21 protein-coding genes are annotated in these 23529 nt (G+C 42.1%); 13 read left to right on the plus strand and 8 right to left on the minus strand.

Features of this window, described 5'->3' with window-relative positions; genetic code table 11:
• The 4 genes from ACLOAU_RS09375 to ACLOAU_RS09390 all read right to left on the minus strand — a co-directional run bounded on the left by ACLOAU_RS09375 (position 1) and on the right by ACLOAU_RS09390 (position 5155).
• On the minus strand, positions 1-1770 hold the full coding sequence (locus tag ACLOAU_RS09375) for an ABC transporter ATP-binding protein (protein WP_427861606.1): 1770 nt from the start codon (positions 1768-1770) through the stop codon (positions 1-3).
• 27 nt (positions 1771-1797) lie between these two features.
• On the minus strand, positions 1798-2196 hold the full coding sequence (locus tag ACLOAU_RS09380; RefSeq protein ID WP_427861607.1) for a hypothetical protein: 399 nt from the start codon (positions 2194-2196) through the stop codon (positions 1798-1800).
• 9 nt (positions 2197-2205) lie between these two features.
• Positions 2206-4398, minus strand: a complete 2193-nt coding sequence (locus ACLOAU_RS09385; RefSeq protein ID WP_427861608.1) for a hypothetical protein — start codon at positions 4396-4398, stop codon at positions 2206-2208.
• A gap of 166 nt (positions 4399-4564) precedes the next feature.
• Positions 4565-5155 (minus strand): DUF6580 family putative transport protein, encoded by a 591-nt coding sequence (locus tag ACLOAU_RS09390; protein WP_427861609.1) that lies wholly within the window; start codon positions 5153-5155, stop codon positions 4565-4567.
• A 48-nt stretch (positions 5156-5203) separates the two neighbouring features.
• Here ACLOAU_RS09390 and ACLOAU_RS09395 point away from each other — a divergent pair, with 48 nt between their 5' ends.
• The 7 genes from ACLOAU_RS09395 to ACLOAU_RS09425 all read left to right on the plus strand — a co-directional run bounded on the left by ACLOAU_RS09395 (position 5204) and on the right by ACLOAU_RS09425 (position 12507).
• Entirely contained in the window at positions 5204-5677 is a 474-nt protein-coding gene (locus tag ACLOAU_RS09395; protein WP_427861610.1) for a DUF4920 domain-containing protein, read from the plus strand.
• A 173-nt stretch (positions 5678-5850) separates the two neighbouring features.
• The gene (atpA, locus tag ACLOAU_RS09400; protein ID WP_427861611.1) at positions 5851-7434 is read left to right on the plus strand and encodes a F0F1 ATP synthase subunit alpha; all 1584 of its coding nucleotides are present in this window, start codon (positions 5851-5853) and stop codon (positions 7432-7434) included.
• A 157-nt stretch (positions 7435-7591) separates the two neighbouring features.
• Complete coding sequence (locus tag ACLOAU_RS09405) at positions 7592-8299, plus strand: LytR/AlgR family response regulator transcription factor (RefSeq protein WP_427861612.1); 708 nt, start codon at positions 7592-7594, stop codon at positions 8297-8299.
• Between the two features lie 17 nt (positions 8300-8316).
• On the plus strand, positions 8317-10512 hold the full coding sequence (locus ACLOAU_RS09410; protein WP_427861613.1) for an ATP-binding protein: 2196 nt from the start codon (positions 8317-8319) through the stop codon (positions 10510-10512).
• Positions 10499-10897, plus strand: a complete 399-nt coding sequence (locus ACLOAU_RS09415) for a hypothetical protein (protein WP_427861614.1) — start codon at positions 10499-10501, stop codon at positions 10895-10897. Before ACLOAU_RS09410 ends, ACLOAU_RS09415 begins: the two co-directional genes overlap by 14 nt.
• A gap of 5 nt (positions 10898-10902) precedes the next feature.
• On the plus strand, positions 10903-11814 hold the full coding sequence (locus tag ACLOAU_RS09420) for an OmpA family protein (protein WP_427861615.1): 912 nt from the start codon (positions 10903-10905) through the stop codon (positions 11812-11814).
• Positions 11815-12009: 195 nt separating this feature from the next.
• A complete protein-coding gene (locus ACLOAU_RS09425; RefSeq protein ID WP_427861616.1) occupies positions 12010-12507 on the plus strand; it encodes a DUF937 domain-containing protein in 498 nt (165 codons plus the stop codon).
• Positions 12508-12538: 31 nt separating this feature from the next.
• Here the strand turns inward: ACLOAU_RS09425 and pdxA are convergent, their stop codons facing one another.
• A complete protein-coding gene (gene pdxA, locus ACLOAU_RS09430) occupies positions 12539-13621 on the minus strand; it encodes a 4-hydroxythreonine-4-phosphate dehydrogenase PdxA (RefSeq protein WP_427861617.1) in 1083 nt (360 codons plus the stop codon).
• Between the two features lie 172 nt (positions 13622-13793).
• Between pdxA and rsmA the strand changes: the two genes are divergently transcribed.
• The 4 genes from rsmA to ACLOAU_RS09450 all read left to right on the plus strand — a co-directional run bounded on the left by rsmA (position 13794) and on the right by ACLOAU_RS09450 (position 16737).
• On the plus strand, positions 13794-14552 hold the full coding sequence (gene rsmA, locus ACLOAU_RS09435) for a 16S rRNA (adenine(1518)-N(6)/adenine(1519)-N(6))-dimethyltransferase RsmA (protein ID WP_427861618.1): 759 nt from the start codon (positions 13794-13796) through the stop codon (positions 14550-14552).
• A 129-nt stretch (positions 14553-14681) separates the two neighbouring features.
• Positions 14682-15605, plus strand: coding sequence for an NAD(P)-dependent oxidoreductase (locus ACLOAU_RS09440; RefSeq protein WP_427861619.1), 924 nt, complete (start codon positions 14682-14684; stop codon positions 15603-15605).
• Positions 15606-15750: 145 nt separating this feature from the next.
• On the plus strand, positions 15751-16224 hold the full coding sequence (greA, locus tag ACLOAU_RS09445) for a transcription elongation factor GreA (RefSeq protein ID WP_427861620.1): 474 nt from the start codon (positions 15751-15753) through the stop codon (positions 16222-16224).
• Positions 16225-16347: 123 nt separating this feature from the next.
• Positions 16348-16737, plus strand: coding sequence for an HIT family protein (locus tag ACLOAU_RS09450; protein ID WP_427861621.1), 390 nt, complete (start codon positions 16348-16350; stop codon positions 16735-16737).
• On the opposite strand, the gene ACLOAU_RS09455 is transcribed toward ACLOAU_RS09450, so the two are convergent.
• On the minus strand, positions 16724-17920 hold the full coding sequence (locus ACLOAU_RS09455; protein WP_427861622.1) for an MFS transporter: 1197 nt from the start codon (positions 17918-17920) through the stop codon (positions 16724-16726). The two genes, ACLOAU_RS09450 and ACLOAU_RS09455, sit on opposite strands and share 14 nt — an antisense overlap.
• 219 nt (positions 17921-18139) lie before the next feature.
• Here ACLOAU_RS09455 and ACLOAU_RS09460 point away from each other — a divergent pair, with 219 nt between their 5' ends.
• A complete protein-coding gene (locus ACLOAU_RS09460) occupies positions 18140-18721 on the plus strand; it encodes a 5' nucleotidase, NT5C type (RefSeq protein WP_427861623.1) in 582 nt (193 codons plus the stop codon).
• A gap of 5 nt (positions 18722-18726) precedes the next feature.
• Here ACLOAU_RS09460 and ACLOAU_RS09465 read toward each other — a convergent pair whose 3' ends face one another.
• Complete coding sequence (locus tag ACLOAU_RS09465) at positions 18727-19746, minus strand: LacI family DNA-binding transcriptional regulator (protein WP_427861624.1); 1020 nt, start codon at positions 19744-19746, stop codon at positions 18727-18729.
• 145 nt (positions 19747-19891) lie between these two features.
• Here ACLOAU_RS09465 and ACLOAU_RS09470 point away from each other — a divergent pair, with 145 nt between their 5' ends.
• Complete coding sequence (locus tag ACLOAU_RS09470) at positions 19892-22072, plus strand: S9 family peptidase (RefSeq protein WP_427861625.1); 2181 nt, start codon at positions 19892-19894, stop codon at positions 22070-22072.
• Positions 22073-22129: 57 nt separating this feature from the next.
• On the opposite strand, the gene ACLOAU_RS09475 is transcribed toward ACLOAU_RS09470, so the two are convergent.
• The gene (locus ACLOAU_RS09475) at positions 22130-23509 is read right to left on the minus strand and encodes a LutB/LldF family L-lactate oxidation iron-sulfur protein (protein ID WP_427861626.1); all 1380 of its coding nucleotides are present in this window, start codon (positions 23507-23509) and stop codon (positions 22130-22132) included.
• Positions 23510-23529: the final 20 nt, after the last annotated feature.

Below are 23529 nucleotides of genomic sequence, written 5' to 3' on the forward strand. Positions count from 1 at the left end.
TTATGCCATTTCTTTTTCAAACTGCATCTGATGCAGGCTGGCATAAAAACCACCTTTGGCCAGTAACTCGCTATGGGTACCGGCTTCCATTAATTTACCCTTATCCAAAACCAATATTTTATCGGCCTTGCGAATGGTGCTTAGCCGATGGGCAATGATGATGGAGGTTCTGTTCTGAATTAAAGTATCTGTTGCTTTTTGAATGAGTATTTCGCTCTCGGTGTCAATAGATGAAGTAGCTTCATCTAAAACCAATATTGAGGGATCGTATAAAAGCGCACGGATAAAAGACAGCAACTGTCTTTGGCCCAGAGAAAGCGTAGCCCCGCGTTCTTTTACGTTATAATCATATCCACCTGGCAGGCGCATAATAAAATCATGCATATTGATCATTTTGGCAGCGGCTATAACCTGCTCCCTGCTTATATTCGGATTGCGTAGCGTAATATTGTCCATTATAGAGCCAGAAAAAAGGAACACATCCTGCAATACCACTCCTATATTTTCACGCAGGTAATCGGGTGGCAGCTTTTTAATATCAATGCCGTCAATTTCAATGATTCCTTTCTGAATATTGTAAAAGCGGTTGATCAGGCTGATAATAGTGGTTTTACCACTGCCGGTATGCCCTACAATTGCAATAGTTTGACCCGGTTTTATATCAAAGCTTACATCTTTCAACACCCAATGCTCATCTACATAGGCAAAGGTTACGTTCTTAAATTCAATTTGACCTTTTACACGATCTTCAGGCACTGTATATCCACCTTCCGGCACTTTTTCTTCATCCTCATTATCTAATACGGTAAATACCCGGTCGCTTGCAATAATTCCCATTTGTACCACGTTGAATTTATCCGCGATCATACGTAAGGGGCGAAATAATAAGTTCAGGCAGAGAATAAATGCCACAACCACACCCTGTTGGCTTTGCTGCAGGTCTAATGCCTCCTTAGCCGTAAACCAAACTACCAGGCCTATTGATAACGCCAGTACAATTTCAATTACAGGAAAGAAAACAGAATAAGCAAAAATGGCGTTGATATTCGCATTGCGATGCTGCTTATTGATCGCTTTAAATTTATTGAACTCGTTTCTTTCTGCAGCGAATGCCTGTACCACGCTCATGCCCGATAAATGCTCCTGGGCATAGGCGTTCAATGCCGCTACTGCATTTCTCACTTTGAAAAAAGATTTGTTGATACTTTCTTTAAAGTAGTAAGTAGCGGCAATCATAATAGGGAAGGGTATCAGTGCGATCAGGGTTAACTGCCAATCAACCCAGAACATGTAGCCAAGTACGCACACAATCGACAGCATATCCGCGATAATGGGAATCAGGCCATCAGAAAAGATTTCATTGATCGACTCAATATCGTTGATCGTGCGGGTGGTTAATGTGCCTATAGGCGTTCGGTCAAACTGCCGCAGGTTCAATCCCAGCACTTTTTTATAAACAGAATTCCGGATGTCTTTTACCACCGCCTGTCCCAGCCATGCGGTAATAAATGAAAAAGCAAAACGCATCAGCGTTTCTATCAATATAATACCCATTTGTATAATGGTTACGTAAATAACCATTTTAGGTAGCGACTGTGCTATATATTGATCTACTGTTAACTGTATCAGCAATGGGCGCACGGGTGTTAGCGCTGCTAAAACAATAGCCAGTATTACCGACCAGTAAAACCTGCCTTTGTAAGGAGCTGCATATTGAAATATGCGTCGCAATTTCGAAACATCAAAAAATAACTTCTTTCCCTGCTCCATTCACGCAAGATATAAAAATTACAACAGTTAGGAGAGTATATTGGTTATGGTTTCATACCATTTATTATTCTTATTGAACATGCCACCATAGTCGACTACTAAATAAATAGTTGCTAAACGGTTAGTCGTTATATAATATTGGATTCGCAAAGGCTGCCAGAAGATCCCAAAGTTTTTTACATATATATTCTTATATACCTCATCAAAACCCAGGTAGATCTCCCGTATAGACGATAAAGGGATTTTAATATTCTCGTCTCCCGTTATGGTAATGATACCACCATCAGCAAGAACAATGTCACCTTTGTGATGATGAGGTATACCACCTATTAAGCTAAAGCTAATATACCTGTCGCCTGTTTCGGCGATTTCATAGTCGTAACTCCATAAAGCCGACCCTTCTAATATGATTTGGTGTTTAATCATATTGTGTACTTATATATCCTCTTCCCCGGTTTCTTTTTTATACGCTTTGATAAATAAAGCACCCAGGTTTTTGTAAGGAGGAATATAATCTTCTATGCCTGTAACTTTTGCTACCGATGTAAATTCTTTCCAGAAAGAGATCCAGTCGATATTTTTCTTCAGGCGAAGGGTTTCCAGGAAAGTACGTATAAACGGAAGGTTAATATCGCGGTAACCGGTTTGCTTGGATGAGATAATATGTGCGTCGCTCGACTTTTTCAAAATAGAGTCGATCAGGAAGAAGCCTCCGCAAGAGCCCATAAATACCACCCGGTTGGTAGGGGTAATATAGCTAACACTGGTTGGCGCATGATAACTATGCCCGCGGTGAAAAGTAACCGTAGGAGACAGATTGTTTTTTTCAAAGAACTCCTGCATCGCATTCTGAGCTACATAATCTTCATCAGGTGTATTGGCGAGCGGCCTGTTGGCATAGAGGTAAATAGGTACGCCCGAAGTTGTTTTCGCTACCACAAATTTGCTGTTGCTTTGATCCAGTTTCCATTTGGGATCATTGCTGAAAGTGCGTACGAAAATGTCGAAATCCATCATCCCATCCTCATCGCCATAAAAAAACATTTGCGTAATGATCTCGCCTTTTTCATTAGTGAAATTGTCAAAAGGTACATTGTACACCGGGGGTATGCCTAACTCTTTAGTAAGATTGATATCCTTGGTAGGATCTGCTGACTGGAATAATTTATCAAGGATATTATAAATAGCAACGCCTCGTTTATTACCTGTTCTTGCGTTTCTCTGGTAGTTGGTCTTAATATTGGTTAACATCTGCTTAGCCAGGTCGGGAAGCGTTTCATAAAGACTGGCATAAGAGTCAGCCACATCCACACCATCTTCCAGTCCTTTCGATTTTTCTAATCCGTTTACAAAAGCCGTCATTACAGATGTAGCATCATCTTTACTTTTAAACGTGGCGAAAAAGTTTTTAAGGGTGTTATAACCTGCAGCCTGGCGGAGAAACTTCCTGTAGTGATCAAAAGATAAGGTCAGTAGTAAAGAATCACCACGGTTATTGATCTTTTGCATCATCAAGGGGTATACACCTGCAGTGTAGCTACTGGTATATATTAAGCCATCGGTTAATACTGCCAGGTAATACAATTCCTGTGGTGTAAGCTCCTGCAGGCATTTAAACCTCACTGCGTTGGTGGCTTCATGCAGTGCATTAATTTCATTTACAAATTCATCGCTCGCCTTTTTCTGTAAACGATTGGTCAATTCCGTAAAACCTACTGCCGTATCCCCGTTTAATGCCCGGCGGGCATAATCCATCTGTGTTTTAACCAGCAAGCGGTAATACTTAACCCGGTCGTCTTTTGCTGCATCCAGTTCAGCCATAGTAATTTTTCCTTTTACCAAATTGTCCAGGAAGGGAAAATAAATCTGGCCACTTTTCATTTCAGAAAGCCCTACAACTGTTTTTACAAAATTGTCATCCTTGATACTGCGAATTTTATATCCCAGTGAATTACCAGCCTGGGCATAAGAATACAGCTGTTCAGGGTATTGGCGTCCAACTGCTTTTATCAGGCTGTCTGTATGTTTCGAATTAGTATACTTCGTGAGCTGGTAAAAAGTTTTGGCAGGATATTGAGCCGAATATTTTAAGATCAGCAGGTCCTTCAGCTCATTATAATTAGGGTTTTCCTCAAACACACGGGGTAATGTAGCCGTGTAAGCAATATCATAAGGAAAATGTTGTACGTAAGGAATAATAGACTCCTTTGCAGAATTTACCTCGATCAGTTTTTTATATAAAGAGAAGATCTGTGCAAAGTGACTGGGCAATACTTCCCTTTTACGCCAGCCGGTACGCATATGTCTTAATATATCTGTTAGCCCCACCAGGTAGCCGGGCTTCAGTCGCTGCTCAATTTTACTATCAGTTTCTATCAGGTACCGGATAGCATCAACCTGGTTATTAATTGCCGCTGTAGCCAGTCTGCCGGCATCAGCATTACCCTGCAGGGTAAATTCGTCATCCTGTTTGCCATCGCTACCCAGCAGTAAGTTTTTTTCTTTAATAATATTATCGTGGAAAAGCTGGCGGTTAATAGGGATATTGAATCCCTTGCCATCCTGGGCCCATAAAGAAGTTGAAAGTATAATTCCTAAAATCGTTGATAATAAAGCCTTTCCTGTCATAACTGGTAATTGATCTTGCCTGCAAAGGTAATTTGATATATAACGTAAAAAAGTTAAAAGATGTTCTTGCTATAGGTATGGTTGCAAAGAAAAAGCAGCGCGTTACAGCGCTGCCTGAAATGTTTTAAGAACCTATGTAAACCGCTGTTGGTTGGTTCCGATAATTTTATAATGTATTGGAATAGCGTAGCGCCGGATTTTTTTTCTGGGCGAGAGCATATACCCCAAACAACAGGAAGCAGTAAAGGATATCCCCTCCAAAAGCGTTTCTGAACATTTGCGCGCTAACTTCATTGTAAAAAGGAAGCGCTCTCAGGTAGGTCATTCCTAATGTAAGGCCCGGCTCATATTCAATAGCCCCGGGTATGCGGCTGCCTATCCAAACGCCGAAGTTCGAGATAATCCAGAATATGGCCGATCCCGTGAGTGAATAACCCAGAATCTTAATGGCTTTCGGATTTTGTAAGGTAGTTCCCAGTGCAGTGATCAACAAAATGGCTCCATACACAAAAAACTGGCTAACACCATAAAAGCCTGTTTTACCCACCAGGTAAAAAGCCAGGTCAGATATTAAAAAAGCCACAATGGGGAACAAATAGGCCAATCGTTTATTTTTAAATTGGGAGCCTCCAAATAATGCAATGGCCACTAAAGGAGAAAGGTTGTAAACCCCGAGGTGAGAAAAAATCAGCTTGCTCAACGCAGCTACTAAAATAATCGCGAACAGCACACCCGCTCTTACATTTAATTTATTCATACTGCAAAAATAGATAGTTTTATAAATTTGCACTCTTAATTATACAACATGAAAAAAATAATCACGCTTTTTCTATTGGTTTGCATGGTGAAGTTGGGTTACGCCCAACCCCCGGCAGGTCCTGCTAACGCCGGCGATACCTATGGAGAAAAGATAGACGCCAAAGGAATTACAAGTCTTACCCAGGTATCAAAAGACCTGTCAAAAAAAGACTCTGTGCAAACTAAAATATCGGGAAAAGTAGTAGCATCCTGCCCTAAAAAAGGCTGCTGGATGGAGGTAGAGCTGGAAGATAAAAGTAAAATGTTTGTAAAATTTAAGGATTATGCCTTTTTTGTACCCATGGATATCGTGGGTAAATCGATTGTTTTAGACGGTATTGCATTCAATAAAACCACCTCAGTTGCTGAGTTACAGCACTATGCGAAAGATGCTAAAAAAAGCCAGGCAGAAATTGATGCGATAAAAGAGCCTCAAAAGCAGCTGAGATTCCTGGCCGACGGCGTTTTGGTAATAAAATAAGGAGAAATCAGTCCCCCGACCTAAAAACGACGTTTTGGGGGTCAAAAGCTTTAAACTGCTGCAAGGATACAGGCTATTTATTTTGTTATAATTTACCGATATCCTACTTTTGCAGCCTGAAAAATAAAGGCTGTAAAAATAGCCGCAATAAAACCAATATTTAAATAAAGTATATGCCAGAAATTAAACCCGACGAAATAAGCGCCATACTGCGGGAACAATTAAGCAATTTTAATGCCCACGCAGACTTAGAAGAAGTAGGTACTGTGTTGCAGGTAGGGGATGGTATTGCCCGTGTTTACGGGTTGGGGAATGTACGTTATGGTGAACTTGTTGAGTTTGAAGATGGTGTTCGCGCCATTGCGTTAAACCTGGAAGAAGATAATGTGGGTGTGGTATTAATGGGTGAAGGCAAAGGAATTAAAGAAGGTTCTAAAGTGCGTCGTACCAAGCAGATCGCCTCTATAAAAGTAGGAGAAGGCATGGTAGGTCGTGTTGTAAATACCCTGGGTAATCCTATCGACGGTAAAGGTCCTATTGCCGGTGAATTATATGAAATGCCTTTAGAGCGCAAAGCGCCAGGGGTAATTTTCCGTGAGCCCGTAAAAGAACCTCTGCAAACAGGTATCAAAGCAATCGATGCGATGATCCCCGTAGGCCGTGGTCAAAGGGAGTTGATCATTGGTGACCGCCAGACTGGTAAAACAGCCATCGCGGTGGATACCATCATCAATCAAAAAGAATTTTTTGCCGCCGGCAAGCCTGTATACTGTATTTATGTGGCAATTGGCCAAAAAGCATCTACTATTGCCGGTGTAATGAAAACATTACAGGACAACGGGGCTATGGAGTACACTACCATCGTAGCGGCCTCTGCTTCTGATCCGGCTCCTTTACAGTTCTATGCTCCTTTCGCCGGCGCTGCTATCGGGGAGTTTTTCCGTGATACAGGTCGTCCTGCATTGATTATTTATGATGATCTTTCTAAACAGGCCGTAGCTTATCGTGAGGTTTCTTTGTTATTACGTCGTCCTCCGGGTCGTGAGGCTTATCCTGGTGACGTATTCTACCTGCATAGCCGTTTGCTGGAAAGAGCTGCTAAAGTGATCAATAACGATGAGATCGTAAAAAATATGAACGATCTTCCTGAATCAATTAAACACCTGGTAAAAGGCGGCGGTTCGTTAACAGCACTTCCTATTATTGAAACTCAGGCGGGTGACGTATCTGCATATATCCCAACTAACGTAATTTCAATCACCGACGGACAGATATTCCTGGAGTCGAGCTTGTTCCTTTCAGGTATTCGCCCGGCGATCAACGTAGGTATTTCTGTAAGCCGTGTGGGTGGTAACGCTCAGATCAAATCGATGAAGAAAGTTGCCGGTACGCTGAAACTGGATCAGGCGCTTTATCGTGAGCTGGAAGCATTCTCTAAATTCGGTGGTGATTTGGATGCTGCTACTAAAAACGTAATTGACAAAGGTGCCCGTAACGTGGAGATCTTAAAGCAACCACAATACTCTCCATTTACTGTTGAAAAACAGGTGGCTATTATCTACCTGGGTACCAACGGTTTAATTAAAGAAGTGCCTGTAAACAGGGTTAGAGAATTTGAAGATCATTTCCTGCTGGAAATGGAAAATAAATTACCAGAATTGATGGCTGAATTCAAAAAAGGAAACTTACCTGAAGATGGCCTGAAACAAATGGTAGAATTGGCCAATAGCCTCATACCACAGTATAAAAAAGCGTAAGAGACTTGCCCGGGCAATAACTTAAACTTGAAAATGTGCCAATAGTGAGTTGCCCGAAAGGGTAGTTCGGAAAATAAATAAGCCTTGTTCTGCGGAACAGGGCTTATATGTTTAAATTTAATACTTTTGGAATACGTATATTAGCTTAAAACTGATTATGGACCGCCCAATAAATTGCCTCATAGTAGACGACAATAAAGTAGCCCGGATGTTGCTTCAGCAAATCCTGATCAAAATTGATGGTATTAATATCATTGGAGAGTTTGATGATCCTTTGAAGGCTAAAACCTATATAGAGAATAATCCCATTGATCTGCTTTTTCTTGATATCGAAATGCCCGGACTAACAGGGATAGAGTTGTTGCGCATGTTGCAAAAACGGCCATTGACAATTTTTACAACAGCTAAACAGGGGTATGCTGTAGAAGCTTTTGAACTGAATGTGGTAGATTACATTGTTAAACCTTTTTCGCTGGCAAGGGTTTTACATGCGGTAGAACGGGCTAAAGAACTCCTGAGCAATGAAAACGTGAAAATTGGTAAAGATGAGTCAAGCGATTTTGTTTTTGTAAAAGATAACAAAGTAATCAGGAAGCTGAACATGAATGACATTTTGTGGATCGAAGCTAAGGGAGATTATATCAAGCTACATGTTCCTCAAAAAAGCTATGTTGTTCATGGTAGCTTAAAGGCCATTGAAGATAAATTGCCTTCTCAAAAATTTATGCGTATTCATCGAAGCTATACGATAGCCCTTGATAAAATCGATTATATAGAGGATAGAATTGTTTATGTGCATGGTCAGGCCATACCCATTTCAGAGTCGTACAAAGATGCGCTGCTGAAGAGCCTGCAATTGCTGTAACAGTTTTTTGCACAGCCATGAATAAAAAAAATGTAGCATTCTTTTCTGTAGTAACCTTAGCTCTTGCGTTAATGGCATTGATTGTGGTGACCCAGTTTTTTACAAACAAAGCAACCAATGCGTTAACTACCGGGAACCTGAAAGCCGTAACAACTTTCGGGCTCAACAACCGTATCCAGGAGATCGTAAATACGTCTTTCGAACTGGAAAGCAAGCTCAAGGGGGTAGCAGGTTTTTTGGCAGATAAAGTGCGGCTACAAGCGATCCATGACTCTGTAAACACCCTGGGGTACAATGCCTATGTATTAAGTTCGTTTTCTGAGGGTCCAACCAAGGCCAGGGCCGATTCTATTAATAGTATTATAGATACTCAGGTAAATATTTCGGAAAAAATACTGGCCGCAGTAAAAAGTTCCAATACCCAACTGTTGAAATTAAATGTAGATTCTCTTAGATTACTTGACCTGGGTAACAAAGTTTATAAAAACTGCATGCAACTGCAGCGGGAATTAAGGGATGATCTTCAGCAAACCCTGGATACCAATACAGATCAGGCAAGTAAGTTGTCCCTGTTTAACCGCATACTGGCTGTGTTTTCAATCATAGCTATTCTGCTGCTGGCTACTATAATTATACGCCGCCAGTCGCAACAATTAAAGTTAATCGAGGAATTAAAGGAGGCAGAACTGGCAGCTCTTAAAAGCAAAAATGCAAAAGATGAGTTTCTGGCTAATATGAGCCATGAGTTGCGCACGCCGCTCAACGCGCTGATTGGCTTCGGCAACCTTTTGGATAGTACCGAATTAAATGCCAAGCAGAAAGAGTATGTTGAAATCATTAGATCCAGCGGCTATAACCTGTTATATATTGTAAATGATGTTTTAGATCTTTCGAAAATAGAAGCAGGAAAATTGACCATTGCGCATCGGCCCTTTAACCTGTACGATCTTTTTACCAGGATCAAAAAAATGTTTTCAGCCACTATCCATGATAAGGGGTTGGTGTATAATTACTTCATTGATGAGCAAATTCCGCAGTATGTAGTTGGCGATCCCGACCGGTTACAGCAGATATTTATCAACCTCATCAGTAACGCCATCAAATTCACAACAGAAGGGGGGGTAGAGGTGAGTGCCGGCATCATTTGGGTGGACGAGGAGCAGAAGTTTTATAAGCTGTCTTTTACTATAAAAGACAGTGGTATCGGTATCCCTAAAGAAAAAATAGGAACTATATTCGAGCGATTCGAGCAACTGGAGCAGGGAGCCCAGCGTCAACATGGGGGAACAGGGCTTGGATTAACTATTGTAAAAAACCTGGTAGAGCGTATGGGCGGCTCTATTTCGGTATATAGTCATGTAAACGAGGGATCAGAATTTAATTTTACATGTATACTCGAAAAGTCGGAAAGGGTTGAAGAGGCGGTAAGCAGTGAAGTCTCCGCTACCTACTCATTTGAGGACTACCGGGTGCTGGTTGTTGAAGATAACAAAGCCAACCAGGTCTTATTGAAACATATTTTTAGCAAACATAATCTAAGCCCCCGTATCATTGACAACGGACAGGAGGCTGTAAATCTCTTAAGGAAAGAGGTATTTGACCTGGTATTAATGGATATTCAAATGCCGGTGATGGATGGTTATACCGCCATTTCTCTTTTACGCAAAGAACTTTATTTGAAAACCCCCGTAATTGCAATGACGGCTTATGTTTCAGAGGGTGAAGTGCAAAAATGCCTCGAAGCCGGCTTTTCCGATTACATGGCCAAACCTGTAGATGAAGAGCTACTGGTACAAAAAATGGCTTTTTATCTAAAACAAACAGGGAAAGAAGTCTCCGGATTGGTGCAGCCCAAAACGGATGTAGCTGTCGATGTCAATGAAAACCTGGATTATCTGACCTCCATTATAGGAAATGATAAGGAAGTGCTGGCTGAGATATTGAAGGAGATGAGAGGCCAATGGCTAAAAGATAAGACCGATCTTGTGGCGGCTGCTGATCAAAAAGATACCGAAGCCATTAACCGGATCCTGCACAGGATGAAATCGACATTTTCTTCTTTAGGCCCTGAACATTCAGTGTATAAGGTCATCATGAAAAACGGCAAACTTTTGAATAGCGGACAGACAGCGGCAGTAGACAATTGCAATAGCTTTATAGATGAAATTGATAATCTGATCAACAAAACATTAAAAGAAAATGCCAAAGACTAGTACATTTTATACAAAAAGGGCGGGTTCTTCTTTGGTTTTGCTCTGGATAGGCGCCACCGCACTTTTAATTGTAATGTTATACAACTGGCGTACGGAAGCAGACAGTTCAAAGTCTAATACAGCTTTGTTAAAGGCAAAAGGTATATTTGCAGACGAGCTATTGCTCTCTTCTCAGGATCTTCAATTGGGAGAAAGTGTAGGACTTATAAATATTTCTCTTAATAGAGATGCTACTATAAATACAATGGAAGATGAAGAGGAGCCGGAAACCAGTACTTCACCCGAAAGAAAACTGGTCTATTCGAAAATGTTGAAGAACAAGATTAAAAAAATATCCTCGACACCCTCTAATAATGGATTTACTATAAAACGACTTCCTGAATAACCTACATGATTAAGAAACTTATATATGCCTCTGTTGTCATTGGGGCCTTAATGACATCCTGCGGTACTCAGAAAAGAATTGCTGCTACAGCAGAAAAAAGCAAAACTACCCGTGAATCTATTAATGCAGACTCTGTAGCGTTAAGTGACCTGCAGGCGGAAATGTTAAAGAAACTAGGCAAGCAGGGGGTAGATAGTTCGCTTAACAAAAAGATCGTATCCCTTTTATCTACTTTGCAGGACGATCTCAGCCAAATTCAGCAAACGGTTAATGCCGTAGATTTTTTCCTGGAGACAAAAAAGAACTTCCGTCCCAACAATTATGAAGACGATGTTAAATCTTATGTTGTCAGGTTAGATTCATTTCAGCTTCAGAAGAAAACAAGAGATCGTATCTACCAGCTTTTAGATGAGGCAGTAAAAATGGAGGCTTTTCAAAAATATGGTATGGGGGCGTTTTTCGAACCTGGAATTTACCGCATAGCACCTTCGGCTTTTAGCAGCGTTAATCAATCTTTTCAGCCGGCTATAGACTCCATGTCGGCAATCTCTAATCGATATCCCGATATCAAAAGAACCGCACACCTGGTAATTGTAGGCTACGCCGACGCCACTCCCATTACTCCCGGCACTAAATTATTTAATGAGCTAAAGAGTTATATGAAGCAGCCTGATCCTCAAAGCGTTCAAATGAATCAGGCGCTTTCAGATTTAAGAGCGAACGAGTTATTGCGTAACCTGAAAATCATTATGAAAACCAGCGCATCGAAGTTCTCCAATTACAATCAATTAAAAATTGGCTATTCAAGCTATGGCAGGGGACAGGCGCTGCCTTTTAATAATATTACAGATTATACCGATAATGACGAACGCAGAAGGGTGGTTGTTTTTTACTGGGCTATTTTGCCTGAGCTTTAAGTTGAAAGAGGCCTGATCTATAAAAAAGGGCAACTCATCTGATAAATCAGCCAATTCGTCGAATATTGATAAATGCATAACCCACCACTTGGTATTTTTACAGTGGTTTAGAGGGCTTAGAGTGGGCTTCGGGACCTTTCCAGGTCAAACGTTCGCCCCTCTTTTTTTTAACGCTTCTCAATTACGAAATTGGTTATGGACTTCAAGCACCGCGTCATATCACAATTAAATAATGAAAAGGACCTGATCCTCTCCGCTAGTAACTTTTTTCAAGAACCGTCTTCAGCTATCGAAAGTGCTGTATACCTGATTACTGATGCTGCTATTGCTGCGCTCAATTTTCAATGTTCCCAAAACAGAAAAACAGAAGAGATCTTTAAGATTGGTAAAGAGTGTGCTATTCTGAATTTTTCAACTCTTTTTAGCGATGATCTCCATATTGTAGAAAAAGGGAGAGGTATTAACTCAGAAATATTTGGGGTTAAGCTTGTTGATACAATTGATGAAATTGCTAAAAAAACACAGGTTCGCAACAAAACAGTAAACTTTCTTATGGCGTCTATAACCCCGGCTGTATTGGGCGCGCTTCATGTTATAAGTGAAGAGGAAAATTACAACAACGCAGACCTGTGCAACTATCTTAAAGTGACATCAGGGCACAAAAGCCCCAAAGCCAGGCTGGTGTTTATTTAAAGAATCCGCCAGGGCTTAGTCATGGGTTTTTCTACTCATCAATTTTTTCATCAATAAGTTTTGCTGTTACTTCTGGCATTACCTTTTTAATAGGATTAGAACGCTGATCCTGGTATTCGTACCGATGCTGGATAATGTCTACGCACTGGTAAACAGCTTCCAGAAACGAAGCCGCATCTGCAATACCCTTTCCTGCAATGTCAAAGGCAACACCATGGTCGGGCGAGGTACGCACAATATCAAGGCCGGCTGTATAATTAATACCCTCTCCTATTGAAAGTGACTTAAAAGGTATTAATCCCTGGTCGTGGTACATTGCTAATACTGCGTCAAATTTTTCATATTGTCCACGCGCAAAGAATGCGTCAGCGCTGTAAGGACCAAAAGCGAGGATATTTTTATTTCTGGCCTCTTTGATAGCTGGTTTAATAATGGTTTCTTCTTCATTACCAACCAGGCCCTCATCGCCCGCATGAGGATTTAAACCCAACACCGCAATTCGGGGTTTGGTGATGCCAAAATCCTTTTTTAAAGAGTCCTGCACCAGGTTAAGTTTACTCAATATAGCCTGCGTCGTTATATGGCTGGCAACATCTTTAACAGGAACATGTTCGGTAACCAACGCAACACGCATATTTTGTGCACACATCATCATCACCACATCTTTAGCCTCAAACGCCTCTTTCAGGTAAGGCGTATGGCCGGTATGCGAAAATGCTTCACCCTGCACGTTGCTTTTATGAATGGGCCCAGTTACCAGTCCTTCAATTGCTCCCTCCTGCAAGGCTTTTACAGCCGCCTGCAGAGAAAGCACTGCATACTTTCCGCCCGTTTCGTTTAATACGCCAGGTGTCACCGCAACTTCTTCTTCCCAGCAGTTAAAAATATTTACCTGCCTCGAATTAATTCTTGTAAAATCTTTTACATTATTAAAATTAAAGTTGGTTTCACCGGCAAATTTCCGGTAGAAGTTGATGGTCTTATTATTTGCAAAAATGATGGGCGTACATATTTCTGTAATTCTTGTATCAGAAAAAGCCTTAACGATCAGTTCAATACCGATTCCATTTATATCTCCACACGAAATGCCAATTGCAGGTTTATTTGTACTCATATCAAAAAAGTAGGCTGTAAAAGTAAGTATTATTTTTCAGGCCTGCTTATTGTTCCGTTTTACATTTCCTGAATGAAGCCGGCTGCCTGTTGCCAGGCCTTGCAATTGCAGCTTACAAGCACCGCTTAAATTAATAAGTAAAAAATAGTTGACAGCCAAGTAACTTTGCGCCATGTATACATTAAAGAAGTCTTTGGGGCAACATTTTTTGAAAGATGAAAATATTTGCCGGAAGATTGTCGAAGCATTGCAACAGGACCCCCTGTCCCAATTACTGGAAGTCGGGCCCGGAGGCGGGGCGCTTACCAAGTACTTAAAAGATATTCCCGGTATTGATTTTAAGGCAGTGGAAATTGATGATGAGAAAGTGGCCTATTTGTCCAATACTTATCCTGAACTTAAAGATAAAATTGTTCATCAGAGCTTCCTGGACGCATTGCCTCCCTTTGAAGGAGCATTTACTGTTGTAGGAAACTTTCCCTACAATATTTCTACCCAGATTCTTTTTAAGATATTAGAGTGGAAAGAACAGGTGCCGGTGATGGTGGGGATGTTTCAAAAAGAGGTGGCGCAGCGGGTTGCAGCACCATCAGGAAATAAGGTGTATGGGGTATTGAGCGTTTTGGTGCAGGCTTTTTACGAGGTAAAATACCTGTTCGATGTACATGAAAACTGCTTCAATCCGCCCCCGAAAGTAAAAAGCGGGGTGATAAAAATGTATCGGAAAGCAACCATTGAGCCCATGAAAAGTGAGAAGCATTTTTTCCTGTTGGTTAAAACAGCTTTTAATCAACGACGTAAAACCCTGCGTAATGCCGTTCGGTCTTTATTTGAGCCTGAGCAGCTCGAAGATGCCATTTTCAATCAGCGGGCAGAACAATTAACAATTCAGGATTTCGCAGCGCTCACTTTTAAAATGAAAGGTCTATGATGAATTTTTTGCAAACAGTAGAATGTAAATTAGGTGTTCCCTGCCCGTCCGTTCAGGCGGGTATTCGACCCGAAATAACCCGCTGTGGCTGGTAAAAAACGGATAAAATAATATTGCAGTATAAATAAAATGAAAAAAGTAATTGTTACGGGGAATGCACACCCCATTTTAATGCAAACACTAACTGACAAAGGATTTGACGTTGCTTATCAGCCGCAGATCTCCTACGAAGAAATTAAAAACAATGGTCAGGGCGTTAGCGGGCTGGTGTTAACAACCCGCATCAAAGTAGATAAAGAATTAATTGACGCGCTTCCTCAATTGGAATGGATAGGGCGATTGGGAAGCGGTATGGAGTTGGTTGACGTAGACTATGCCCGGTCAAAAAATATTGTATGTGCCAGTAGCCCTGAAGGTAACCGTAACGCAGTGGCTGAACATTCTCTGGGGCTATTGCTGATGCAGATCAATAAGATGAACATCGCTGTTCCCGAAGTGCAGAAAGGCATATGGTTACGCGACGAAAACCGCGGAACAGAATTGTTTGGAAAAACCGTGGGTATTATCGGGTATGGAAATACAGGAAGTAGCTTTGCCAGGTTGTTACAGCCTTTTGAAGTAACTGTGCTGGCTCATGATAAGTACAAGACGGGCTTCGAAAATGGGTATATCAAAGAGGCTACTTTAGAGCAGGTTTGTGAGAATGCCGATATTATTAGTTTTAATGTACCACTTACCAGTGAAACACATCATTTTCTTGATAAAGAATTTCTCTCCCGTTTGAAGAAGCAGCCACTGATCATCAGCGCCTGCCGGGGTAAGGTGATTCATACAGCGGATCTGATTGATGGATTGAAAAACGGTCAGATAAGAGGCGCCTGCCTCGATGTATTGGAAAATGAAAAGCTAAACACTTATACGGAATTTGAAAAGCAGCAACTGGCTGAATTACTGTCTTTTCCCGGGGTTATCGTAACACCACATATAGCAGGATATACCCATGAGGCATTCCTGAAAATGGCAACTGTTTTATTGGGAAAACTAGGATTTTAGGCCGGTTTTTCGGGTCAGTTTCTTTAACAAATCGTTTTTTAATTAAACTGATCTTTTCGTTATATTTGTAGCTATTGATAGCAACGCTCTGGTTAGCTTCCGGGGCGTTGTTATTTTTTTTGTTTAATATAAAAAAAGACGAGTTATGAGTGCTATTCAGTATGTAACTAAGGAGACGCTGGAGCAGATGAAAGGAGAGCTACAGCACTTAAAGGGTGTAGAGCGTCCTGCAGCCAGCAGGGCAATTGCAGAAGCGCGTGAAAAAGGAGATCTTAAAGAAAATGCGGAATACGATGCGGCCAAAGAGGCTCAAGGCCTCCTGGAGGCCAAAATTGCAGCTTTGGAAGGAGCATTAGCTAATGCCCGCATACTGGATGAAAGTACAATTGATACAAGCAAAGTATCTATTTTAACCAAGGTAAAACTCACTAATCTGAAAACAAAAAAGCAGGTTACCTACCAGCTGGTAAGTGAGCAGGAAGCAGATTTGAAAGCTGGTAAAATATCAGTTAGTTCGCCTATAGGGCAAGGCATACTGGGGAAAGAGCCAGGTGCTGTGGCTGATGTTCAGGCACCTGCCGGACTCATACAGTTCAGGGTAGAAGAGATCAGTTTATAACAATCAGTATGGCAAATATTAAAAACCGGCTTCGGCCGGTTTTTTTATTTAGATCTAAGTACTTATAATTTAGAAACTTTCAACAAGTTTATTGTATTTTTCACCTTCACTAACTGAGTAGTTATGACCATATTTTCAAAAATTATAGCAGGCGATATTCCTTCCTACAAAATTGCAGAGAATGAACAATTTATTGCATTCCTGGACATTATGCCTTTACGCAAAGGACATGTGTTGGTTGTGCCTAAAATTGAAGTAGATAAGATATTTGACGTACCCGACAATTATTTGTCGGGACTGCTGGTTTTCGCAAAACCTATTGCCCGGGCCATAGAAAAATCATTCGATTGTAACCGGTGCGGGGTTAGTGTAGTGGGGATAGAAGTACCCCATGCCCATGTACACCTGATACCAATTAATGACGCCAATGATTTAAACTTCCTGCAACCCAAGCTCACGCTGACAGGGGAGGAAATGAAGGAGGTGCAAAACCTTATTATCAGCAACCTGTAGTAGCCTGTTGGTTGAGTAATAGCTCCTTGGCGTTCCGGGCGTTTCCGTACCGCATCATAAAAGTGATGCTGAGCAGGAAGCCTACAAATGCCATAATTGCACCAACAAAAGAGGGGTAGTTATAACCCAGCCCCAATGCAATAGGCAACCCGCCAAAGTATGCACCAATAGAGTTAGCCATATTAAATGCTGCCTGCATAAAAGCTGCGCCCATCATGGCCGATTTTTCTGCTGCACGGATCATCAATATGTTGATCGGCGATCCTACTGCCATCGCCAATAGCCCGCAGATAAAAGTGAGTACCAGTGAAACTGTTTGATTTTCTGAAAAGAAGAAAACTGCTATCAACGCTGCTACCAAGCTAATAAACAATATTGCAGCAGCTTTTTCAGGGCGCATTTTGTCGGCCATAATTCCACCGATCAGGTTGCCTGCAACCATACCTGCACCTGCAATCAGCATAATATACGATACCGATTGAATAGAAAAGCCCGATATGTGGGTCATTAAAGGCGATATATAGCTAAACCAGGCAAACAGGCCTCCGAACCCGATAGCAGTAATTAAAATGATCAGCCAGGCTTTGGGCGTTTTGAAAAACTGCAGTTCATCTTTAATGCTGTTTTGGGTATTCAGCTGTATAGGCGGCAGCCACATTTTAATAAAGAAGATCGTAAGTAAGCCGATGAGCGCTACTACTAAAAAGGCAAAACGCCACCCTAATTGATGTCCCAGATAAGTAACGAGCGGTACCATAGCCAGGTTGGCTACCGTAAGTCCCGCAAACATCATCGATATGGCCTGCGCCTGTTTGCCCTCTTTGGCCATTTTGGAGGCCACTACGGCTCCGATGCCAAAAAAAGCGCCGTGGGGAAGGCCGGAGAAGAATCTGGCAACAATGAGGCTGTAAAAGCCCGGAGCGGCAGCCGAAAGACCATTGAATACGGTAAACAATACCATCATTGCCATTAAAACTTTCTTCGGACTATATTTTACAGAGGCAGCTACCAGCAAAGGCGCACCCACAATAACACCTATTGCATAGGCCGATATCAGGTAACCTGCCTTGGGTATGGAGATTTGAAGCGAAGCTGCTACATCCTGCATTAATCCCATGATAATGAATTCTGTAGTTCCTATTGCCAGTCCGCCCAAAGCGAGGGGAAATAATTTTTTGTTCATAAACGGTTCATTTGTAATAACAAAACATAAAAATGTTGTGTTATTAATACACAAAGCTACGCTAAAATGTTTAATCGATTAAACAAAAATGTATTTTCGCTTACCGAAACCTGGCTTTTAGGAAGCGCGCTCATTGTACGAAATATGTATATCGACTAAGCCGGGAGTTGACGTTTAGTCATACAGGGACTTTAATTTATAACAAAAAATCGAAAGCAAATGAAAAGAATAGCAGTAGATATGGACGGTGTATTGGCCGATTGTTTTGAACAGTTTGCCAGATATGATTATGCTGATACCGGGATGAGAAAGACAAGGGAAGACGGCGCCGGAAAAATGGATGATGAGCTATTTGAAAAGGCAAGAACCTATGTATATCAACCTGGTTTTTTCAGGGACATGCCTGTGATAGCCGATAGCCAGGAAGTTTTATATAAACTCAATGAAAAATTTGAAGTATTCATTGTGTCGGCAGCTACCGAGTTTCCGCAGTCCCTGCCAGAAAAACAGGCATGGCTGAGTGAGCATTTCCCTTTTATTCAATGGCAACAAATAGTTTTCTGTGGTTTTAAAACTATTATCCAGGCCGATATTATGATCGATGATCATTTTAAAAATCTGAATTATTTTAAAGGAAAGACTATTTTATATACCCAGCCGCATAATGAGCTGGCGGACGCCGGTAAACATACCCGTGTGCACAACTGGACGGAAATTGAGCAGCTTTTGTTGACGCCTCAATTACAGGTGGGCCAGGAAGCTCCGGTAGATTTTTCGCCTGCTATCAGCAAATATGCATAATGCTGTCAATTATTGGTAGAGCCTCTTTTTACCAGTTCGGCGGCAATAAATATCAACTGTTCTTTCCTGGTTTGTGCAATCACATCCATTAGCAGTTCGGTAGCTGTTTGCCCAAGCTGTTGCATAGGCTGCCTTATAAAAGAGAGCTGAGGCTTCGTAAAATCAAATACCTCATTTTCATCGAATCCGATCAGCTCCACATCTCCGGGAATTTTGATTTGCTGTTGCTCCAGGTATTTCAGTGCATGAACGGCAATACGGTTAGATGCAAAAAGGATGGCATTAACAGAAGGCGGGGTAAGCAGAGCTGCCACCGCTTTTTCTATTTCTATCGGATTATTGGAAATGTCTACTTTCCTGATCCAGTTTTTATTAATACTAATGCCGGCATCTTTTAAGGCTTGCTGATAGCCTTTCGTACGATCATTTAAATGCGCAAGGTCTGTTTTATAATTAATGAGTCCGATTACCTTCCTGTTGTGCTCAATAAATAAACTTGCGGCATCGTATGAGGCTTTCAGGTTATCTACGTTTACACAATGTGCCTCCAGTTTAGGAAAATACCGGTCTGCAATTACAAAGGGAAACCGCATTGCTTTCAAACGGAGTAACAGCGGCTCCGAGCCCGATGGCGGCAGTAGTATAAGACCGTCTACCTGCCGGTTAATAAAGGCATTGGTCAGGTTTTCAAATTTAACCAGGTCTTCGTCAGAGCTGCCGAAAATAACGGTGTACCCGTACCTGGCACCTTCATCTTCAATGATCCTTGCCAGGCTAGAAGAGAAGGGGTTGGAAATATCAGCGACAACGAGCCCAATCGTAAATGTTTTACTGGTTTTAAGGCTTTTGGCAATCTGGTTAGGCTGGTAGTGAAGTCTTTGTGCGGTGGCTCTTATCTTTTCGGCCACATCTTTATTGATCCGGTTCTCAAAACGGTTATTCAAAACATAGGAAACCAGGGCAACAGAAACACCTACTTCCCTTGCAATATCTTTTAAGGATATCTTTCCCGATTTTTCTGGCATGCAAACAAATGTAATATAACATTTTGGAATATACGATGCTTGTTTAGGCATTCTTCCATGCCGGTTCCCCGCTTATCATTTTCTGCAAGGAGGTTTCTAAAGCAATCAGTACATTCGTTGATCTCTTTAAAAAAATAACCAATACATGTTCAGGAAATTTCTTTGTTTTTGCCTTATGCTGTTGGGCTTTATCGCCATCCATGCTCAATCAGTAAACTGGGGTGCAGACGGTAATACTTATTACAAGATCGAGGATGGCGCTATTGTGAAGTATACCCTGCCGCAGCATTCGAAAGCAGTTCTGGTGCCCGCGAACAGGCTGACTCCATCCGGCAGTACCCAACCAATCGAAGTCAGGAGTTTTGTGGTGAGTAAGGATGAATCAAAAGTACTTATCTACAATAATACCCGGCAGGTTTGGCGCGAAGATACGCGCGGAGATTACTGGGTGCTGGACCTGGCTTCCGGGCGGTTGCAGCAATTGGGAAAAGGCAAACCAGAAGCGTCCCTGATGTTTGCGAAATTGTCACCCGATAATACCAAAGTAGCTTATGTAAGTGAATATAACCTGTACGTAGAAGACCTGGCTTCAGGAGCCATAAAGGCATTAACTACCGACGGTAACCGTAAAAACATCAACGGTACCTTCGACTGGGCTTATGAAGAAGAGTTTTTTTGCCGGGATGGCTTCCGCTGGGCGCCGGATAGTAAGAAGATCGCTTATTGGAAGATCATCGCAGGGGATACCAAGGTGTATAATATGGTAAATAATACCGACTCAATTTATCCCAAACTGATCCCGATAGAATATCCCGTAGCCGGAGAAAAACCCTCCGTATTTAAAATAGGTGTTGTCTCATTGAGCGATGCTAAAACTCAATGGATGAATATAGCCGATGATGCCGTTTGGGGATCGTATGTGCCGCGTATGGAGTGGGCAGGCAATACCAGTGAACTGATTGTACAGCATTTAAACAGGAGGCAGAATGAAAGCAACCTGATGCTATGCAATGCAGCATCTGGTGCCGTACAAACTATTTATACTGAAAAAGACAGTGCCTGGATTGATATCGTAGCCAACTGGGACCAGGACTATACCAACGGCGGCTGGGATTGGCTGAACGGGGGCAAGGAGTTTTTGTGGCCTGCTGAAAAAAATGGCTGGCGTCATTTGTACCGCGTAAGCCGGGATGGTAAAAAGGAAACATTAATTACGAAAGGTAAATATGATGTGATGGACATTGCAGCTATTGATGAAAAGGGTGGATATCTTTATTTTCATGCTTCTCCTGAAAATGCCACACAGAAATACCTGTATCGTACCAAATTAAATGGAGCCGGCAATGCGGAGCGATTAACACCTGCCGATTATCCGGGAACCAATAGCTATAACCTTTCGCCAGGCGCTACATACGCAGTGCACAGCTTCTCTAACTATTATACCCACCCGTCCGTGGAGTGGATTACGGTAGCAGATCATAAGCCAATCGGCGAGGGTATTAAAATGGATGCTGCTACAACAGCAAAAGCCCAATCTAATGTTGAGTTTATAACCGTGACTACCGAAGATGGTGTGCAGATGGATGCGTGGATGGCGAAACCTGCTAATTTTGACGCATCAAAAAAATACCCGGTTGTTTTTTATGTGTATACCGAACCCTGGGGACAGACTGTAAAAGATAGCTATGGGGCCGGGCGTAACTTTTTGTACAAGGGCGATATGGCCAAAGACGGCTATATATATGTGTCTATAGATAGTCGCGGAACACCTGTGCCCAAGGGCAGAACCTGGCGCAAAGCCCTGTACAAGAACATTGGTATCCTGAATATTCACGACCAGGCCATGGCTGCAAAGGCGCTGTTGAAACAGTACCCCTACCTGGATGGCGAGCGTACTGCAGTATGGGGCTGGAGTGGTGGTGGTTCCACTACATTAAACCTGATGTTCCAGTTTCCTGAGATTTATAAAACAGGTATCGCGGTAGCAGCGGTAGGTAACCAGCGTACTTATGATAATATTTACCAGGAGCGTTATTCCGGTATTCCACAACAGGATGAAACGCCTTATATTAAAGGTTCTCCCGTTACGCATGCTAAAAATTTAAAAGGCAACCTGCTTTATATACATGGCACCGGCGACGATAATGTGCATTATAATAATGCAGAAATGTTGTTTAATGAATTAATCAAATATAACCGGCAGTTCCAGATGATGAGCTATCCTAACCGGTCTCACAGTATTGCTGAAGGCGAAGGCACTTCGGCACATTTACAAACTTTGTATACCAATTACCTAAGGCAGTATTGCCCGCCAGGTGCTAAATAGCGTTATAAAAATAAAGTCCGGTTTCAAAAAACCGGACTTTATTTTAGGCATTAATTTTTACATTCCTTTTCTTCGCTCTGCCCATAATTCGTTAAATGATTTTTTGGGAAACTCCAGTTTACTGCGCTCTTTGGTCCACGCGCCTGCAACAGAGTTGATCAGTTTGGTTTTCATATTCCCGTTACCCATATTCATCCAGCTACGCTTCAGCATTGCTGTTTTCCACATTTTCCAGGCCACTGTTTCTGTAAAGGGAGCATAGCCTTCCTGCTGGGCTTCGTGCCGGTTCTCCAGCAACAGCTCGTGCAGGTTTATTTTTACAGCACATACTTCGGTACAGTTGCCACAAAGAGAGGAGGCCTGACTTAAATGCTTCCATTCTTTCATGGGCTTTAAATGCGGCGTGATAACCGACCCTATAGGTCCGCTATACGTGGTGTTATAAGTATGACCGCCTATGTTTTTGTACACCGGGCAGGCGTTAAGGCAGGCGCCACAGCGGATACAATATAACGCTTCTCTTGTTTTTTCGTTGGCCAGCATGTTGGTGCGGCCATTGTCCAGTAAAAGCACATACATTTCTTCCGGTCCATCTATTTCACCCGGCTGCTTAGGGCCTGTTACAATTGTGCTGTAAGAAGTAATACGCTGACCCGTGCCAAAAGTAGCCAGTAGCGGCCAGAACAGTGCCAGATCGGTCATAGATGGAATGACTTTCTCTATACCCGCAATTACTATATGTGTTTTAGGCATGGAGCAGCTGAGCCGCGCATTGCCCTCATTCTCTGTAATAGCGATGCCACCGATATCTGAAATAATGAAATTAGCACCTGTTACACCTACCTCTGCCTCGGCATATTTTTGCCTGAGTTTATCCCTGGCAATAAGCGTGAGTTGTTCAGCACTTAAAGAAGGATCAGTGCCGAGTTTGTTGGCAAACAGTCGTGCAATGTCATCCTTACTTTTATGCATGGCCGGCGTTACAATATGGTAGGGCGTTTCACCATCCAGCTGTTGAATGTATTCTCCGAGGTCTGTTTCGATGCTTTCTATACCCTGCGCTTCCAGGTTCTTGTTGAGGTGGATCTCTTCAGTAACCATGCTTTTGCTCTTCACCAGGGTGCGGCAATTCTTCTCTTTACAGATCTTCACAATGGCGTCAATGGCCTGTTGGGCATCCTCGCACCATATTACTTTCGCACCGCGTTTGCTAACCTGGGCCTCAAAATTCTCCAATTGCGTATCCAGCGTTTCAATGGCTTTCCACTTCAGGTTTTTAGCCCTTTCACGCGCCAGCATAACGTCTGAAAACTGCGTTTTGCCTGCGGGCACCTGGGCATTGTACCTGCCGATATTAAAATTGATCACCTGGCGATGATCCCTGTCTGCTGCTTTTTCTTTACTTTTTTTATTAAATAGGGTGGCTGTTTGCGACATGCTTGAATAAGGCTGTTAAT

The organism is Paraniabella aurantiaca (assembly GCF_050309965.1).
GTDB lineage: Bacteria > Bacteroidota > Bacteroidia > Chitinophagales > Chitinophagaceae > Niabella.

Excerpts from the sequence above, each read along its gene's own strand:
- ACLOAU_RS09420 (WP_427861615.1), top strand. The coding sequence starts at position 10,903 with ATGATTAAGAAACTTATATATGCCTCTGTTGTCATTGGGGCCTTAATG.
- ACLOAU_RS09415 (WP_427861614.1), top strand. The coding sequence starts at position 10,499 with ATGCCAAAGACTAGTACATTTTATACAAAAAGGGCGGGTTCTTCTTTG.
- ACLOAU_RS09405 (WP_427861612.1), top strand. The coding sequence starts at position 7,592 with ATGGACCGCCCAATAAATTGCCTCATAGTAGACGACAATAAAGTAGCC.
- ACLOAU_RS09425 (WP_427861616.1), top strand. The coding sequence starts at position 12,010 with ATGGACTTCAAGCACCGCGTCATATCACAATTAAATAATGAAAAGGAC.
- ACLOAU_RS09390 (WP_427861609.1), bottom strand. The coding sequence starts at position 5,155 with ATGAATAAATTAAATGTAAGAGCGGGTGTGCTGTTCGCGATTATTTTA.
- atpA (WP_427861611.1), top strand. The coding sequence starts at position 5,851 with ATGCCAGAAATTAAACCCGACGAAATAAGCGCCATACTGCGGGAACAA.
- ACLOAU_RS09385 (WP_427861608.1), bottom strand. The coding sequence starts at position 4,398 with ATGACAGGAAAGGCTTTATTATCAACGATTTTAGGAATTATACTTTCA.
- ACLOAU_RS09475 (WP_427861626.1), bottom strand. The coding sequence starts at position 23,509 with ATGTCGCAAACAGCCACCCTATTTAATAAAAAAAGTAAAGAAAAAGCA.
- ACLOAU_RS09465 (WP_427861624.1), bottom strand. The coding sequence starts at position 19,746 with ATGCCAGAAAAATCGGGAAAGATATCCTTAAAAGATATTGCAAGGGAA.
- ACLOAU_RS09460 (WP_427861623.1), top strand. The coding sequence starts at position 18,140 with ATGAAAAGAATAGCAGTAGATATGGACGGTGTATTGGCCGATTGTTTT.
- ACLOAU_RS09410 (WP_427861613.1), top strand. The coding sequence starts at position 8,317 with ATGAATAAAAAAAATGTAGCATTCTTTTCTGTAGTAACCTTAGCTCTT.
- greA (WP_427861620.1), top strand. The coding sequence starts at position 15,751 with ATGAGTGCTATTCAGTATGTAACTAAGGAGACGCTGGAGCAGATGAAA.
- ACLOAU_RS09375 (WP_427861606.1), bottom strand. The coding sequence starts at position 1,770 with ATGGAGCAGGGAAAGAAGTTATTTTTTGATGTTTCGAAATTGCGACGC.
- ACLOAU_RS09470 (WP_427861625.1), top strand. The coding sequence starts at position 19,892 with ATGTTCAGGAAATTTCTTTGTTTTTGCCTTATGCTGTTGGGCTTTATC.
- rsmA (WP_427861618.1), top strand. The coding sequence starts at position 13,794 with ATGTATACATTAAAGAAGTCTTTGGGGCAACATTTTTTGAAAGATGAA.
- pdxA (WP_427861617.1), bottom strand. The coding sequence starts at position 13,621 with ATGAGTACAAATAAACCTGCAATTGGCATTTCGTGTGGAGATATAAAT.
- ACLOAU_RS09450 (WP_427861621.1), top strand. The coding sequence starts at position 16,348 with ATGACCATATTTTCAAAAATTATAGCAGGCGATATTCCTTCCTACAAA.
- ACLOAU_RS09380 (WP_427861607.1), bottom strand. The coding sequence starts at position 2,196 with ATGATTAAACACCAAATCATATTAGAAGGGTCGGCTTTATGGAGTTAC.
- ACLOAU_RS09395 (WP_427861610.1), top strand. The coding sequence starts at position 5,204 with ATGAAAAAAATAATCACGCTTTTTCTATTGGTTTGCATGGTGAAGTTG.
- ACLOAU_RS09455 (WP_427861622.1), bottom strand. The coding sequence starts at position 17,920 with ATGAACAAAAAATTATTTCCCCTCGCTTTGGGCGGACTGGCAATAGGA.
- ACLOAU_RS09440 (WP_427861619.1), top strand. The coding sequence starts at position 14,682 with ATGAAAAAAGTAATTGTTACGGGGAATGCACACCCCATTTTAATGCAA.